Source organism: Micromonospora sp. NPDC051296 (genome assembly GCF_040682255.1).
GTDB lineage: Bacteria > Actinomycetota > Actinomycetes > Mycobacteriales > Micromonosporaceae > Micromonospora > Micromonospora craterilacus.
In genome coordinates, this window is record NZ_JBFBAO010000155.1 from 1 (window position 1) to 14,789 (window position 14,789).

The following is a 14,789-nucleotide window of genomic DNA, read 5'->3' on the forward strand; positions in this document are numbered from 1 at the left end:
GCGCACCGCCTGACCCGACACCACAAGGAGAGTCACACGATGTCCGTTAATCCCGACCTCGACCGCCGGACCCTGCTGCGCCGCGCGGCGGCCGCGGGCCTCCTGGTGACCCCGGCCGTGGGCCTGCTCAGCGCCTGTGCCGGCAGCACGCCGACCCCGAACACCGACAACGCCGGTGAGAAGAGTAACGACAACCCCTTCGGCGTGCAGAAGGACAGCGCCGTCAAGGTGGTCATCTTCAACGGTGGTCTGGGTGACGCCTGGGCGAAGGAGGACCAGGCGATCTTCACCGCCAAGCACCCGGACGTCACCGTCAACATGAGCTCCACCCAGAAGATCAAGACCGAAGAACAGCCCAAGATGGCGACGACGCCCAGCGACCTCATCATGAACTCGGGCGCCGACCTGATGGACCTCAGCACGCTGATCAACGAGGGCGCCATCGAGCCGCTGGACGACCTGCTCGCCGCGCCCGCCTGGGACAGCGAGGGCACCGTCGCCGACAGCCTGCTGCCGGGCACCGTCTCCGACGGCACCTTCCAGGGCAAGTTCTTCGTCGTCTACGTCGCCTTCACGGTGTGGGGCAACTGGTACAACGGCGCGCTGTTCAGCAAGGAGGGCTGGGAGCCGCCGAAGACCTTCGACGAGTTCTTCACCCTCGCCCCGAAGATCAAGGCCAAGGGCCTCGCCCCGTACGTGTACGACGCCGTGCACGGCTACTACCCGCGCTGGGCGCTGATGGCCAGCATCTGGAAGTCGGCCGGCCGGCAGGCGGTGATCGACATCGACAACCTGAAGGAGAACGCCTGGCGCGCCGAGGGCGTCCTGCCCGCGCTGGAGGCGTGGGAGAAGCTGGTCAAGGACAAGCTGGTGCTGCCCGGCAAGCTCGACCACACCCAGTCGCAGCAGGCGTGGCTCGACGGCAAGGCGGCGTTCATCCAGGTCGGCACCTGGCTGAAGAACGAGATGGCGGCGACCATCCCGCCGGGCTTCGAGATGAAGCTCTCCGACTACTGGGGCGTGAGCGCCGCCGACAAGGCGCCGAAGGACGTCTTCGCCGGTGCCGGCGAGGGCTTCGTGGTGCCGAGCAAGGCCCCGAACAAGGCGGCGTCGAAGGAGTTCCTGCGCGCCGTGCTGTCCAAGGCCGGTTCGGCGAAGTTCGCCGAGCTGACCAAGTCCCTGGCGTCGACCAAGGGCTCCGGCGACAACGTGCAGGACGCGGCGCTGGCGACGGCCAACGAGGTGATGAAGAACGCCGGCCAGGACCTGATCTCGGTCAAGCTCTGGGACTTCTACGCCGACCTGGACAAGGAGAGCCAGAACCTCTCCCAGGAGCTGATGGCCGGCCGGCTCACCGCCGCGCAGTTCGTCGACAAGATGCAGGCCGCCGCCGACAAGGTCGCCAAGGACTCGTCGATCACCAAGCAGACCCGCAACGCGTGACGCCTGCCCGGACCTAACCGAACGAGGAAGTGAGAGAAATGCGGCACGGTGTTGCGCGTTTCGTCACGGGTTTCCTGGCGCTGCCGGTCGGGCTCTACCTCTTCTACGTGGTGTGGCCGTTCCTGCAGGCTGCCGGGTACTCGCTGACCGACTGGGGAGGCTACTCCGACCGGCAGCAGTTCGTCGGGCTGGAGAACTACATCCGGCTGTTCTCCGACGAGCTGATCAGGAAGGCGTTCTGGCACAACGTCTTCTTCCTGGTCACCGTGCCGCTGTTCACCATCGCGCTGGCCCTGTTCCTCGCGTTCCTGCTCAACGTGGGCGGACGCGAGGACAGGGCCGGCATCCGGGGCGTCTTCGGTTCCGGTCTGTACAAGGTGATCTTCTTCTTCCCGCAGGTGCTGTCCCTGGTCGTGATCGCGGTGATGTGGCAGCAGATCTACCGCGCCGACGGCCAGGGCCTGATCAACGGCGTGCTGATGAAGATCGGGCTGATCAACCCGGACGACCCGATCACCTTCATGTACGACCCGGAGCCCTTCCTCGGCGTACCGGCGGTGCTGTGGTGGCTGCTGCTGATCGCGGTCTGGAGCGGCGCCGGCTTCTACATGGTGCTGTTCTCCGCGGCCATGCAGTCCATCCCGAAGGACGTCTTCGAGGCGGCCATCCTCGACGGCGCGGGCCGCTTCCACACCTTCTTCCGGATCACCCTGCCGCTGCTGCGGGACACCGTCTCGGTGGCCTGGGTGTACCTGGGCTTCATCGCGCTGGACATGTTCGCGCTGGTGTACATCATGACCCCGAGTCAGGGTGGTCCCAACCACGCCAGCGAGATCTTCGCCTCGGTGATCAACTTCAACGCGTTCCAGAAGGGCCAGTTCGGCTACGCCTGCGCGATCGCGGTGGCCCTGGCGATCTTCACGATCCTGCTGGCCGCCCTGCAGTTGAGGATCACCCGTCGTGAGCGGATCGAGTACTGAGGAGAGCTGGACGATGAGCACGGTGACCCACACTCCGGGTGGACTGGCCGGGCCCGACCAGGCCCCGCCGCCGGGCCGTACGCCCGCAGAGCGCGCGGCCGTGGGCGGCGGGCGTGCCGGGGCGCGGTTCTTCAACGGCTTCTCGCACCTGTTCCTCGCCGTCTGGGCGATCATGGTGGTGTACCCGCTGCTGTGGGTGGTGATGTCGGCGCTCAAGACCGACGCCGAGGTCATCCGCAAGCCGCTGTCGCTCATCCCCGAGCGGTTGCAGTGGGACAACTTCGCGCGGGCCTGGACCGAGGGGCACATCGGTTCGTTCTTCCTCAACACCGTGCTGGTGCTGACCGGCAGCGTCTTCCTCACCATGCTGCTCGGCTCGATGGCCGCCTACGTACTCGCCCGCTACGAGTTCCCCGGCAACCGGCTGATCTACTACATGTTCCTGTCCGGGTTGACCCTGCCGATCTACCTCGCCGCGGTGCCGCTGTTCAAGGGCGTCTACAACATGGGCGTGGTGCTGCCGTTCCTCGGCCCGAACAAACACCTCATGCTGATCCTGGTCTACGTGGCCTGGTCGCTGGCGTTCACCGTCTTTTTCATGCACTCGTTCTTCCGTACCCTGCCCACCGCCATCGCGGAGGCGGGCATGGTCGACGGGGCGTCCCACAGCCGGCTGTTCTTCAGCGTCATGCTGCCGATGGCCAAGCCGGGCCTGATCAGCATCGGCATCTTCAACGTCCTCGGCCAGTGGAACCAGTGGTACCTGCCGACGCTGCTCATGCAGTCGGTGGCCGGTGAACCGAAGAACCAGGTCATCTCGCAGGGCCTGATCGAACTGTCGGTGAACCAGGGCTACCGGTCCGACTGGTCCGGCCTGTTCGCCGGAGTCACCATGGCGATGCTCCCGGTGCTCATCGTCTACATCGTCTTCCAGCGCCAGGTGCAGTCCGGCCTCACCGCCGGTGTCGGCAAGTAAGCGAGGAGCCTGTCGATCATGCAGTTGTGGTGGGCGGATTGCCAGGTGTCGGGGCATTTGTGAGGCACCAAAACTGCATGATCGGCGAAGGCTGGAGTGGGCGGTCAGGCGGGGCGGAAGGAGTCGCGGGCGACCGGCGCGGCGTGCTTGATCATGATGTGCCGGGTGACCGAGTACTCGGCGACCGCCTCCTGGCTCATGTCCTTGCCGAAGCCGGAGCCCTTGACCCCGCCGTGCGGTGCCTCGGAGGCGATCGGCAGATGGTCGTTGATCCAGGTGACTCCGACGTCGAGCCGGTGGCTGACCCGCAGCGCGCGGGCCACGTCGCGGGTCCAGACCGACGACGCGAGGCCGTACTGGCAGTCGTTGGCCAGCCGTACGCCGTCGTCCTCGGCGTCGAAGGGCAGCACCACGACGGCCGGCCCGAACACCTCGCCCTGCACGATCTCGCTGCGCTGGTCCGCGTCGAGGACCAGGGTCGGTGGGAAGAAGAACCCGGGCCCGTCGGTGGCCGCGCCGCCGAGCGCGACGGTGGCGCCCTCGGCCGCCGCGCGGGCGACGAAGCCGGCCACCCGGTCCCGGTGGTCGGCCGAGATGAGCGGGCCGATGTCGGTCTCGGTCGACCACGGATCGCCGGTACGGATCTTCGTCAGCGCAGCCTCCAGCGCCCCGACCGCATCCCGATAGGCCGCCCGCTGGACGTAGACCCGGGTGGCGGCGGTGCAGTCCTGGCCGGTGTTGTAGGTGGCGCCCATCGCCACGCCGGCGGCCATCTCGGCCAGGTCGGCGTCGTCGAACACGATCGCCGGTGCCTTGCCGCCGAGTTCCAGGTGCACCCGCTTGAGCCCGGCCACCGCGCCGCGCATCACCTCCCGCCCGGTACGGGTCGAGCCGGTGACGCTGACCATGTCCACGCCCGGGTCGCCGACCAGGGCGGCGCCGACCTCGGCACCACCGGTGACCACCTGGACCAGACCGGCCGGCGCGCCGGCCTCCTCGATCAGCCGGGCCAACGCCAGGGTCGTCCTGGGCGTCTGCGGTGCGGGCTTGATGACCACCGCGTTGCCGGCCGCCAGGGCCGGACCGATCTTCCAGATCGCCATGATCAGCGGGAAGTTCCACGGCGCGATGGAACCGACCACACCGACCGGCCGGCGGACCAGCATCGAGGTGTAGCCGGCCGACAGCGTGCCCGCGCCGGTGCCGTCCAGCGAACGCGCCGCACCGGCGAAGAAGCGCAGGTTGTCCACACCGAACGGCAGTTCGCCGTCGCGCATGACCGAGGCCGGCTTGCCGGTCTCCTCGACCTCCAGCCGGGTCAGCTCCTCGGTGTCGCGTTCCACGAGGTCGGCGAGGCGGAGCAGGACCCGGGACCGGTCGGCCGGGGTGGCCTCCCGCCACTGCTCGAATGCGCCGCGCGCCTCCGCCACCTGGTCGGCGACCTCGCCGGGGGTCGTTTCCGGGACCTCGCCGATGGCGGCCCCGGTCGCGGGATTGGTCAGTAGCGCCACGTCTCGCTCCTTTCGGCCCGGGTGGGATGGGCCGGTGCCGCCCACGCCCACCCGACCGTCAACTGTTGAACCCGACCCCGAACCGGTCGAGAAGTCGCAGCCATGGGCCCCGGCGGCCGTCGCGTGCGTCCGCTGCGGCGAGCGCGCGGCGGGTCAGCTCCACCGCCGGGTACCGCAGTGGTTCCGGGGGGAACGGGACCGGCCGTCGCCGCACCATGTGCAGGCCGGTCCGCTCGGTGTCCCGGCCGGCGAGCAGGTCGAGCGCCACCTGGGCGCCGAACCGGGAGGCGGCCACGCCGAGCCCGGTGTAACCCACGGCGTACGCGATCCGGCGGTCGCGGGTGGTGCCGAACATCGGGGTGAACCGGGTGGTGGAGTCGATCACACCACCCCAGCGGTGGGTGAACCGTACCCCGTCCAACTGCGGGAAGGTCTCCGCGAAGTGCCGGGCCAGCAGCAGGTGGGTGGCGTCGCGCTGGTCGAGAGCCGAATCCACCCGGTTGCCGAACCGGTAGACGGCGTCGTAGCCGCCGAACAGGATCCGGTTGTCCTCGGTGAGGCGGTAGTAGTGGAACTGGTTGCCGGCGTCGGTGAGGCCCTGCGCCTCCGGCCACCGCAACTCCGCCCGCTGCGCGTCGGTGAGCCGTTCGGTGACCAGCACGTAGTCGTGCACCGGCAGGATCCAGTGCCGCAACCGCCGCAGCGGCGGGGGATAGGCGTTGGTGCCGATGACGGCCCGCTGGCCGGTGACCCGGCCGTCGGCGGTGCGGACCACCACCCCGGTACGGGACCGGTCGAAACCGGTGACCCTGGTGTCCTCGTGGATCGTCACCCCGAGTGCCTCGGCGAGCCGCGCAAGTCCCCAGGTGAGCCGGGCGGGATCTACCAGACCGCCCGTGCCGCGCAGCCGTACGCCACCCAGGTACATCGGTGACGCCACGTCCGCGCGGACCTGGTCGGCGTCGAGCAGCGTCACGTCATCGCCGTAGCCGCGGTGCAACTCGGCGAGGGCGGCGAGTTCGGCCACCTGATGCGGGGCGACCGCGACGGTCGTCTTGCCGCACAGCCTGAGGTCGGCGTCGATGGCGTGCTCGCGCACGGTGCCGGCGATCGCGGCGAGGTTCTCCCGGCCGAGGCGGACCAGGGCCGGCATCTCGGCGGGCCAACGCGACGTGCCGTGGGACACACCGTGGGTGAGCGAGTCGGAGATGAAGCCGCCGTTGCGCCCGGAGGCCCCGGCGGCGATCCGGCGGGCCTCCAGCAGCATCACGTCGGCGGCGGGATCGTCCTGCTTGGCCAGGATGGCCGCCCACAGGCCGGTGAACCCGCCGCCGATCACCACGAGGTCGGCGGCGCGTGCCCCGGTCAGCCGCGACCGTTGCGGCGGGGCGTCGGGGCGGTCGGTCCAGAAGGCGGTCGGCGCAGCGTCGGCGATGGCCCGTTGCGCCTTCGCCTGCGCCGAGGCCGAACCGATGCGGGCCGACGGGGCGTACCAGTTGGTCAAGGACGGGCCTCGGTGGCGCTGCCGCCCAGTCGCTCGATCGCGTCGGCGGCCTGCCGCAGGCCGTCGGCGGCCCGGATCGCCGCACCGTGCGCCACGAGCCGGCCGCGCAGGTCCTCGTCGCCCAGCAGGCGATCGATCGCCCCGTGCAGCTGCTCGTCGGTGAACCGGTACGGGTCGAGGCGTACCCCGAAGCCCAGCTCGTCGACCCGCTGCGCGTTGTCGTACTGGTCCCAGAAGAGCGGCAGCACGATCATCGGCTTGCCGAAGTGGAGCGCCTCGGTCGTGGTGTTGTTGCCGCCGTGCGTGATGACCAGGTCGACCAGCGGGAGGATCGTGGTCTGCGGCAGGAACTCGGCGCCCCACATGTTCTCCGCCAGCTCGATCTCGGTGTGCAGCGGGCCCTTGGAGACGATGTAGCGGTGCGGCGTCTTGGCCAGCGCGTCGATGACCCGCCGCATCAGCTCGACGTCGGCGGAGCCGAGCGAACCGAGGCTGAAGTAGATCAGTGCGCCGTCGCGGCCGGCGAGCTGCTCCGGCAGGGTGAACTCCTCGTCGGTCTCGCGAACCGACGACTCGAGCCGCTGCCAGGTCGGCCCGAGCGGCCGGGCGTCGGTGTAGTCGGCGATGCCCGGGTAGACGTAGAGGTTGAGGTCGCCCTCGTGGATGAACTCGAGGTCGGGCAGGCCCGGTGCGCCCTGCTCGCGGACCCAGGCGTCGAACTCCGCCCAGACCGGCCGGTGGACCCGGTCGTACTCGGCGCGGAACGCGGCCCACTCGGACCGGTCGGCGGCGGGGTGGCCGGAGAAGACCGGGGCGATGTCGTCGCCCTTCATCTCCAACGGGTTGCAGGAGACGATCCGCACGAAGGGCACCCCGGCGGTGTTGAGCGCCGGGAAGGCGACCACATTGTCCTCGACGATGACGTCGGGACGTACCCGTTCGATGATCTCCAGCAGCCGGGGCTGGCAGTACCTCGCGCCGTTGATCAGCTCGACCCAGACCGGCTTGACCCAGGTCTCGACCTGCTCGATCGTCGGCTTGCGGAACTCGGGCGCGGTGTCCCGGATGAAGTCCTTCCAGAACTGGCCGGCGTCCTGCTCCTCGGCGTTCTCCGGCGGCGGCGCGAGGTCGACCAGGTCCTCTTCGAAGCCGAGGGCGGTCAGTTTGCCCCGCCACGACGCCTCGGCCGCGAACACCACCCGGTGCCCGCGCCGGCGCAGCACGTCGCCGATGCCGATGCAGTTGTTGGTGGGGCCGTACGCACTCTCGGGCATGAACAGGACGGTCAGCGCAGACATCGCCTCTCCCCGGGCCGTTTCTTGAATCGAAATTCAACAAGCTCCTCGGTCGGGAGTCAATACGCAGGCGCTATGGTGTTTGGCGAAGTGTTGACGTCGTACCCGGATCGGGGCCGCATGACCACCCGCAAGTCCCGCAGCCAGCGCCGGCAGGATCTCATCGAGGCCGCCCGCCGCGCGATGATCCAGCACGGGACCGACACGGTACTGCTCAACCAGGTGGCCGAACAGGCCGGGCTCACCTCCGGTGCGGTCCTGTACCACTATCCGGACCTGCGGGATCTGCTGCTGGAGGCGCATCACGCCGGCATGGAGCGGTTCTACGAGCTGCGGGTGCGCAGGATCGCCGGCATCTCCGACCCGGTGCGGAAACTGGTGGTGACCATCCGGTCAGGATTGCCCACGGACGCCGAGGACGCCGACGTACGCCTGCTCTGCGAACTCGGCGGGGCCGCCGGCCGCAACCGGGTCTACGCCGCCCTGCTCACCACGCTTTACGACCGCCAGGTCTCCATGTACCAGACGATCCTCGAACTCGGTGCCGCCCAGGGCGTGTTCCGCCTCGCCGCCGAGTCGCTGACCATCGCCCGCAACCTGGTGGCGTTGGAGGACGCGTACGGGTACCGGATCATCGCCCGCCACCCGACGCTGGACGTCGCCGAGGCGGTCGAGCTGACCCTGTCGTACGCCCGACTGGTCACCGGCAATCCGCTCGACGTGCCGGACGAGCCGACCAAGGCGCCGCGGGTACGCCGCGCCTCGGCATAGCACCGCGGTCTTGCAACGAGCGTCAACGTACGCGAGACTCGTCCCGCCTTCCTGTAGCCCTTGAATACGTGGAAACTGAACTTGGATTCAACAGATGGCCGGGTTCCGCCCGGGGCCTCCGCCGCCCTCGTCGAGGCCCTCGCCGCCGGTGGCACCGTGGCGGGCCTGCGGGTCCGCCGCTTCGTTCCACTCGGCCACGGCCCGCTCGGCGAGCGCCTGATCACCGCCGATCAGACGAACACCTCGGTGGTGGTGGGCGAGCGTGTGGTGGTGAAGTGGATGCGCCCGGCGGCGGGCGGGTCGCCGGACCGGGCGCCGGATCTGCTGGCACACCTGGCAGCCGTCGGCTTCACCCGTACCCCGACCCCCTACGCGGCCGTCTACCGCGACGGTCCGGACCACGGCCTGGCGGCCGTGGTCACCGGGTTCCTGCCGGACGCCGCCGACGGGTGGGACTGGTGCGTCGACGCCCTGCTCGACCAGCTTGCCGGCGGGCCGCCGGCCGACCTGGCCGGGGAGATCGGGGTGCTGGCCGCGGAGCTGCACGCCGCCCTGGCCACGCCGACGGAGACCACGCCGGAGCCGGTCACCGAACTCCGGCACCCTGCCTGGGCGGCCGGCGGCCTGGCCGTGCTCGAACAGACACACCAACTCCTGGCGGATCTGCACGCCGAGGACGCACGCTGGTTGGCCGCCCGGGCGCACCGGCTCGCCGCCGACATCGAGCGCTCCGGCGAGGTGGACCAGGCGTACGTCATCCGGCCGCACGGCGACCTGCACGTAGGGCAGGTGCTGCGGTGGCGCGGCGGACTGGCGGTGACGGACTTCGACGGGAACCCGACGCTCGCGACGCCCGGTGGCGGAACCCTGACCGAGCCGGCCGCGCGCGATGTGGCGCAGCTGCGTACCAGCCTGCTGCACGTCGGGCAGATCGCCGACCGGCGCACCGAGGGCCGCCACCGCGTGGCGGTGTCCGACTGGTGCCGGCGCGCCGGCGACGAGCTGCTCGGGGCGTACCGCCGCACGTTGGCCGAGCGGGGCCTGGCGCACCTGTTCGACGAGCGACTGCTGCGGCCGTTCGAGGTCGAACAGGAGTGCCGGGAACTGTGCTACGCCGCCCGGTTCCTGCCCCGCTGGCGGTACGCCCCGATGGGCGTACTGCGTTCCTGGTACGACGACTGACCCGAGGAGACCCGTGGACCCGCGCCTGTTCCTGGCCGACCTGGAAGCCAAGCCGGAATCGCTGCGCGAACTGGCCGCCACCTTGACCCGCGACGACCTGTGGGGTGGCCTGCCCGACCCGGTCGACCGGGTGCTCCTGCTCGGCATGGGCAGCTCGCGTTACGCCGCCGAGATGGCGGCGCTCCGGCTGCGCGCCGCGGGCATCGACGCGGTGGCCGAGTACGCCTCGACCACCGTGTCCTACCCCGCCCGCCCCGGCACCCTGGTGATCGCCATCTCGGCGACCGGGACGAGCGTGGAGACCCTCGACGCCACCTCCCGCTACCAGGGGTCGGGACGGCTCGTCGCGCTGACGAACGCGCCGGAGTCACCGCTGGCGGACATCGCCGATCTCGTCGTCCCGATGCAGGCGGGCACCGAGCGGGGTGGGGTGGCGTGCCGGACCTTCCAGCACACCCTGGTGCTGCTGCTGGACCTGCTCGCCCGGTTGACCGGCGCGCGCCGCGACGCCGCCGCGCTCGCGCGCCGCGCGGCCGACGCCACCGAGGACCTGCTCGCCCGGCGCGATGCCTGGTTGCCGAGGGCGATCGAGCTGCTGGACGGCCCGCACGGTGTCTACGCCCTCGCGCCGGCCGAGCGGCTCTCCTCGGCGTTGCAGTCGGCGCTGATGGTCCGGGAAGGTCCCCGCCGGCCGGCCGACGGGTGCGAGACGGGCGACTGGTCGCACGTCGACGTCTACCTCGCCAAGACGCTCGACTACCGGGCGCTGCTCTTCCCCGGTTCCCGCTACGACGCCGCAGCGCTGGAATGGCTGAAACTTCGGAAGTCGACCGTGCTCGCGGTCGGCGCCGAGGTGCCCGACGCGGCCGCCGTGATTCGCTACGCCGGTGACGACGACGAGGACGTACGGCTGCTCACCGAAACGCTGGTCGCGGAACTCGTCGCCGCGCACTGGTGGACATCTCCTGAATGAGACATCAGTAGCTTTTGGGCGTTCTTCTGCTGTTCGATCGAGCCCTTGACGCTCTAACTGAATTGGGCTTTAAATGTCGGCCACGCCGGATCCGGCGTTCCCGACCGGAGGTCAGCCCATGGGTTCCAGAGGTCGAACACAACTCACCAGCCGCCTGCGTGCGATGCTCGCCGCGCACGCTGAATCCGAACGGACCGGGATTCCGGTCGACGAGATCCTCGAATCGCCTGCGGTGGCCCTGCCCCGACGCCGGCTGCTCGGCGGCGCCGCACTCGTCGGCGCGGCGGCCGCCGCCTCGGCGGCCGGCCTGCCCCGGCCCGCCGCCGCAGCCGCGGCGCCCACGCCGCCACCGTCGGTGACCATCGTGGGGGCCGGGCTCGCCGGCATCCGGGCCGCCCACTGGCTCTACAAGGTCAAGGGCGTCCGGGCTGCCGTCTACGAGGGCAGCTCCCGGATCGGTGGCCGCTGCTACAGCCTGCGTGGCTTCTTCGACGACGGGGTGGTCGTCGAACACGGCGGCGCGTTCATCAACACCGAGCACAACGCGGTCCGGAACCTCGCCAACAGTCTGGGTCTCGGGCTGCGAGTCGCGGGCGGCGGAAACCAGCCACCCGGCGGGGACAAGTACTGGATCGACGGCGCGGATTACCCCTACAGCGCGGCCAACAGCGACTGGGGACAGGTCTACCGGGCCTTCAAGGCGGCTCAACAGGCGGCGCCGTACCCGCAGCGCTACGACAGCCACACCGAGGCGGGCCGGGCGCTGGACAACCAGACGGTCAACCAGTGGCTGGACGCGAACATCCCCGGCGGGCTCTCCAGCAGGTTCGCCAAGCTGATGCAGAGCAACACCGTCGCCGAGTACGGATTCGACCCGGACCAGCAGTCGGCGCTTAACCTCATCTACCTGCTCGGATGGAACGGGCCAAACTCGCTCAGCCCGCTCACCGGCGGCGACGAGAAGTACACGATCGTGGGCGGCAACGACCAGCTGCTGACCGCCATGGAAGCACAGTTGCCCGCCGGCACCGTGACCTACAACCAACGACTGGTGGCGGTCAGGGCGAACGCCAACGGCTCGGTGACCTGCACCTTCCAGGCCGGCAACAAGTACACCGACGTGACCTCCGACAAGGTGATCCTCGCGCTGCCCTTCACCATGCTGCGCCAGTGCGACCTGTCCAGGGCCGGGTTCTCGACGGTGAAGACGCGCTCCATCAACGAGTTCGACCTGGGCAGCAACGCCAAACTCCACGTCCAGTTCACCAGCCGACCGTGGGTGGCCCAGGGCTACGGCGGCTCGACCTACACCAACGTCAACGGCTTCCAATGCGCCTGGGACGACACCGTCAACCAGCCGACCAGCACCGGGGTGCTCTGCGAGTTCCCGGGTGGGCACCAGACACTCACGTGGACCGGTACGCCGTTCGGCCCGGCGCCGGCCGCCCAGGTCACCGCGTTCCTGAACCAGTTGGAGCCGATCTATCCGGGCATCAGGGCCGCGTACAACGGCAAGGCATACCGGGACGCCTGGTCGCTCGACCCCTGGTCGAAGGGGGCCTACTCGGCCATGAAACCGGGCCAGTACACCCGCTTCTTCGGCATCGAGGGCGCCCGCGAAGGCAACGTCCACTTCGCAGGCGAGCACACCTCGATCGAGTACTTCGGCTACCTCAACGGCGCAATCGAGTCCGGCGAACGGGTCGCGAAGGAGATCACCGGCCCCTGAGGCCGACTGCCCCGCGCCGGCCCCGGTCCTGCTCTACCGCACCTCGATTGGCAGGTACCACAGGCCGGCGCGGGCCGGGTCGCGAAGCCAGCGGGCCCGTGGTGCCTCGTCGGGTCGTGGTGCCCAGTCCCGGTACGGCAGCAAGGACAGCCGCCAGGCGATCAGGATGAAGATGGGCAGCCCGGGACCGATGAACCACAGCAGCGCGTCCCGCCGGCGGTAGGAGGCGTACGGCGCGAGCACCGCCGTCACCGCCGCCGGCAGCGCGATGAAGGCGAGGGTGGCCGCGGCGCCCAGCCAGCCCTCGGCCAGTTCCCGCGCGACCACCGCCGGCACCAGCACGCAGACGACCAGCAGGCCCGCCCGGACGGTACGCGGAATGCGCCCACGCGGCGCGGATGAGCTGAGCGCGTCGCCGGTCATGATCGGGATGTTAGGTGGCAGCGGCAACGCCCGGCCGGTCTGGGCGAGACAGTGCTCGTCAGACGACCAGCACCGGGACGTCGTACTGCTGGATGGCAGGGTCGCGGGAGGCGAGGACGAGGTTTTCGGACCGTGCCTGGGCCACCAGCATGCGATCGAACGGATCGCGATGAATCATGGGCAGTTGACCCGCCATGATCGCGTGATCAGGCGTGATCGGCAGGTTCCGGAACCCGCTGTCGCGGACGATTTCGGGTAGACGTTCCGGTTCCTTGATCTTGCCAATCGCCTGCTTGATGGCGATTTCCCAGATCGTGGCGGCGCTGACGTACACCTCCGGCTCGTGATCCAGCCGGTCCTTGATCTCCGACGACAGGGTCAGGTCGTCGGTCAGCCACCAGATGACGACGTGGGTGTCCAGTAGGAGAGTCACGCCGTCGTTCCGAAGTCGTCCGCGATGGCCTCGTTGACCTCGACGGAGTCCCAGTCCTCGGAGATCACCAGCCGGCCACGCAGGGATCCTCGTGCCGTGCGGTTGACCCGGCGTACGAGTGGGATCACCTTCGCCACCGGCTGGCCGGCGCGGCTGATTACGATCTCCTCGCCATGCTCAACCCGCTCGATGATCCGTGACAGGTTCGTCTTGGCCTCGTGGATGTTGAACTGGGCGGCAGCCTCGCTTCCCATCTGACCTCCTTGGCTAAGAGGTTAGTCCACTCGCCGGCCATGGTCGAGGATCCTTTGACTCCGCGAGGGTGCCCGTGCCCGCATCCGGGTACGGAAAATAGATTGATGACGACTTTTGCTGCCCTGCACCGGGCCGGTGCCCCGCTGGTCCTGCCGAACGTGTGGGACGTGGCGTCGGCCCGGTTCCTGGTCGAGGCCGGCTTTCCCGCGCTCGGCACCACCAGCCTGGGTGTCGCGGCCGCCAACGGCCTGCCCGACGGCATCGCCGCGACGGACGCCGAGAACCTGCGGCTCACCCGCAGCCTGGCCCGGCTGCCGGTCCACCTGACCGTCGACATCGAGACCGGATCGGTCGAGGCGGCGGTCGCGATGGCCGGAGCGGGCGCGGCCGGCGTCAACATCGAGGACGCCATGGGCCCGGCGGAGACGCACGCCGCGTTGATCCGGGCGGTGAAGCGGGAGGTGCCGCAGCTGTTCGTCAACGCCCGCACCGACACCCACTGGCAGCGACCCGGCGACCTGGCCGAAGCCGTCCGCCGGGTCCGCTGCTACGCGGACGCCGGCGCGGACGGGGTGTTCGTGCCCGGCCTCGCCGAGCCCGCCGACATCGCGGCGGTGGTGGCGGCGGTCGACGTACCGGTCAACGTCCTGTTCCTGCCGGGCCGGCACACGGTCGCCGACCTGGCGGACCTGGGCGTGCGGCGGGTCAGCACCGGCTCCCTGCTCTTCCGGGCGGCCCTGGCCGCCGCCGTGGAGACGGCCCGAGCCGTCCGCGACGGCAGCGCGGTACGCCTGGACCTCCCGACCTACGCGCAGGCGAACGCCGGGCCACCAACCGAGTGACCCGAGCTGCGGTGCGGGTTGTCGCACGGGCGCGGCAGAATCGCGTCCGTGCTGGTGGCGGTGGTGTCCGACGAGCAGGGCGGGGGAGTGCTGCAAACCCTCGACCCCGCCGGTGCGCCCGCGGGCCCGCCGGAGCCGGTCACCGACCTGGCCGACGCGGTGGCCGTCCGGGAGCGCGCCGACCAGCCGCGTTGGGTCTGGGCGTCCGGTGCCACGCTCTACCCGGCGCTGCTGCGCGCCGGGGTTCGCGTCGAGCGGTGCCACGACGTGGAGCTGACCGAGGCGCTGCTGCTCGGGTACGCCGGTCGCTGGGGGGAGCCCCGCGCGCTGGCGGCGGCGTGGGCGCGGCTGACCGGCGCGCCGGTGCCGGCCGACCCGCCGCCGCGCGCCGCCGCTCCGCCCGGCGACGGGCAGGCCGCGTTCGGCGGCACCACCACCATCATCGACTTCGCCGTGCAGCGCACCGGCGAGG

General features: G+C 70.2%; 14 protein-coding genes and 1 pseudogene. 9 read left to right on the plus strand and 6 right to left on the minus strand.

Annotated features, from left to right (window positions below; genetic code table 11):
• The first annotated feature begins 39 nt into the window (after positions 1–39).
• The 3 genes from ngcE to AB0M52_RS17745 are packed head-to-tail and all read left to right on the plus strand — an operon-like array spanning position 40 to position 3,399.
• Positions 40–1,443 (plus strand): N-acetylglucosamine/diacetylchitobiose ABC transporter substrate-binding protein, encoded by a 1,404-nt coding sequence (gene ngcE / locus AB0M52_RS17735; RefSeq protein WP_363954500.1) that lies wholly within the window; start codon positions 40–42, stop codon positions 1,441–1,443.
• Between the two features lie 38 nt (positions 1,444–1,481).
• Positions 1,482–2,423 carry a sugar ABC transporter permease gene (locus AB0M52_RS17740; RefSeq protein ID WP_363954474.1) on the plus strand — a complete coding sequence of 314 codons (942 nt, stop codon included), beginning with the start codon at positions 1,482–1,484 and terminating at the stop codon, positions 2,421–2,423.
• 13 nt (positions 2,424–2,436) lie between these two features.
• Entirely contained in the window at positions 2,437–3,399 is a 963-nt protein-coding gene (locus AB0M52_RS17745) for a carbohydrate ABC transporter permease (protein ID WP_363954476.1), read from the plus strand.
• A 104-nt stretch (positions 3,400–3,503) separates the two neighbouring features.
• On the opposite strand, the gene AB0M52_RS17750 is transcribed toward AB0M52_RS17745, so the two are convergent.
• Genes AB0M52_RS17750 through AB0M52_RS17760 form a run of 3 tightly spaced genes read right to left on the minus strand, consistent with a single transcriptional unit; the run spans position 3,504 to position 7,712 of the window.
• Positions 3,504–4,910, minus strand: a complete 1,407-nt coding sequence (locus AB0M52_RS17750; RefSeq protein WP_363954478.1) for an aminobutyraldehyde dehydrogenase — start codon at positions 4,908–4,910, stop codon at positions 3,504–3,506.
• A 58-nt stretch (positions 4,911–4,968) separates the two neighbouring features.
• Positions 4,969–6,414 (minus strand): FAD-dependent oxidoreductase, encoded by a 1,446-nt coding sequence (locus AB0M52_RS17755; RefSeq protein ID WP_363954480.1) that lies wholly within the window; start codon positions 6,412–6,414, stop codon positions 4,969–4,971.
• The gene (locus AB0M52_RS17760) at positions 6,411–7,712 is read right to left on the minus strand and encodes a nucleotide disphospho-sugar-binding domain-containing protein (protein WP_363954482.1); all 1,302 of its coding nucleotides are present in this window, start codon (positions 7,710–7,712) and stop codon (positions 6,411–6,413) included. The genes AB0M52_RS17755 and AB0M52_RS17760 overlap by 4 nt, the downstream gene beginning before the upstream one ends.
• 72 nt (positions 7,713–7,784) lie before the next feature.
• On the opposite strand from AB0M52_RS17760, the gene AB0M52_RS17765 reads away from it, so the two are divergent.
• The 4 genes from AB0M52_RS17765 (at position 7,785) to AB0M52_RS17780 (ending at position 12,364) form a co-directional block, all read left to right on the plus strand.
• Positions 7,785–8,480, plus strand: a complete 696-nt coding sequence (locus tag AB0M52_RS17765) for a TetR/AcrR family transcriptional regulator (protein ID WP_363954484.1) — start codon at positions 7,785–7,787, stop codon at positions 8,478–8,480.
• 81 nt (positions 8,481–8,561) lie between these two features.
• Complete coding sequence (locus AB0M52_RS17770) at positions 8,562–9,662, plus strand: hypothetical protein (RefSeq protein ID WP_363954486.1); 1,101 nt, start codon at positions 8,562–8,564, stop codon at positions 9,660–9,662.
• A 13-nt stretch (positions 9,663–9,675) separates the two neighbouring features.
• Complete coding sequence (locus AB0M52_RS17775) at positions 9,676–10,635, plus strand: SIS domain-containing protein (RefSeq protein WP_363954488.1); 960 nt, start codon at positions 9,676–9,678, stop codon at positions 10,633–10,635.
• A 118-nt stretch (positions 10,636–10,753) separates the two neighbouring features.
• Entirely contained in the window at positions 10,754–12,364 is a 1,611-nt protein-coding gene (locus AB0M52_RS17780) for an NAD(P)/FAD-dependent oxidoreductase (protein ID WP_363954490.1), read from the plus strand.
• Positions 12,365–12,397: 33 nt separating this feature from the next.
• Here the strand turns inward: AB0M52_RS17780 and AB0M52_RS17785 are convergent, their stop codons facing one another.
• Genes AB0M52_RS17785 through AB0M52_RS17795 form a run of 3 tightly spaced genes read right to left on the minus strand, consistent with a single transcriptional unit; the run spans position 12,398 to position 13,474 of the window.
• Positions 12,398–12,787, minus strand: a complete 390-nt coding sequence (locus tag AB0M52_RS17785) for a hypothetical protein (protein ID WP_363954492.1) — start codon at positions 12,785–12,787, stop codon at positions 12,398–12,400.
• Positions 12,788–12,845: 58 nt separating this feature from the next.
• Positions 12,846–13,220, minus strand: coding sequence for a type II toxin-antitoxin system VapC family toxin (locus tag AB0M52_RS17790; RefSeq protein ID WP_363954494.1), 375 nt, complete (start codon positions 13,218–13,220; stop codon positions 12,846–12,848).
• The gene (locus AB0M52_RS17795) at positions 13,217–13,474 is read right to left on the minus strand and encodes a type II toxin-antitoxin system prevent-host-death family antitoxin (protein WP_363954496.1); all 258 of its coding nucleotides are present in this window, start codon (positions 13,472–13,474) and stop codon (positions 13,217–13,219) included. Before AB0M52_RS17795 ends, AB0M52_RS17790 begins: the two co-directional genes overlap by 4 nt.
• A gap of 105 nt (positions 13,475–13,579) precedes the next feature.
• On the opposite strand from AB0M52_RS17795, the gene AB0M52_RS17800 reads away from it, so the two are divergent.
• Positions 13,580–14,317 carry an isocitrate lyase/phosphoenolpyruvate mutase family protein gene (locus tag AB0M52_RS17800; RefSeq protein ID WP_363954498.1) on the plus strand — a complete coding sequence of 246 codons (738 nt, stop codon included), beginning with the start codon at positions 13,580–13,582 and terminating at the stop codon, positions 14,315–14,317.
• Between the two features lie 18 nt (positions 14,318–14,335).
• Positions 14,336–14,789: pseudogene (locus AB0M52_RS17805) on the plus strand (hypothetical protein); the annotation flags it as partial.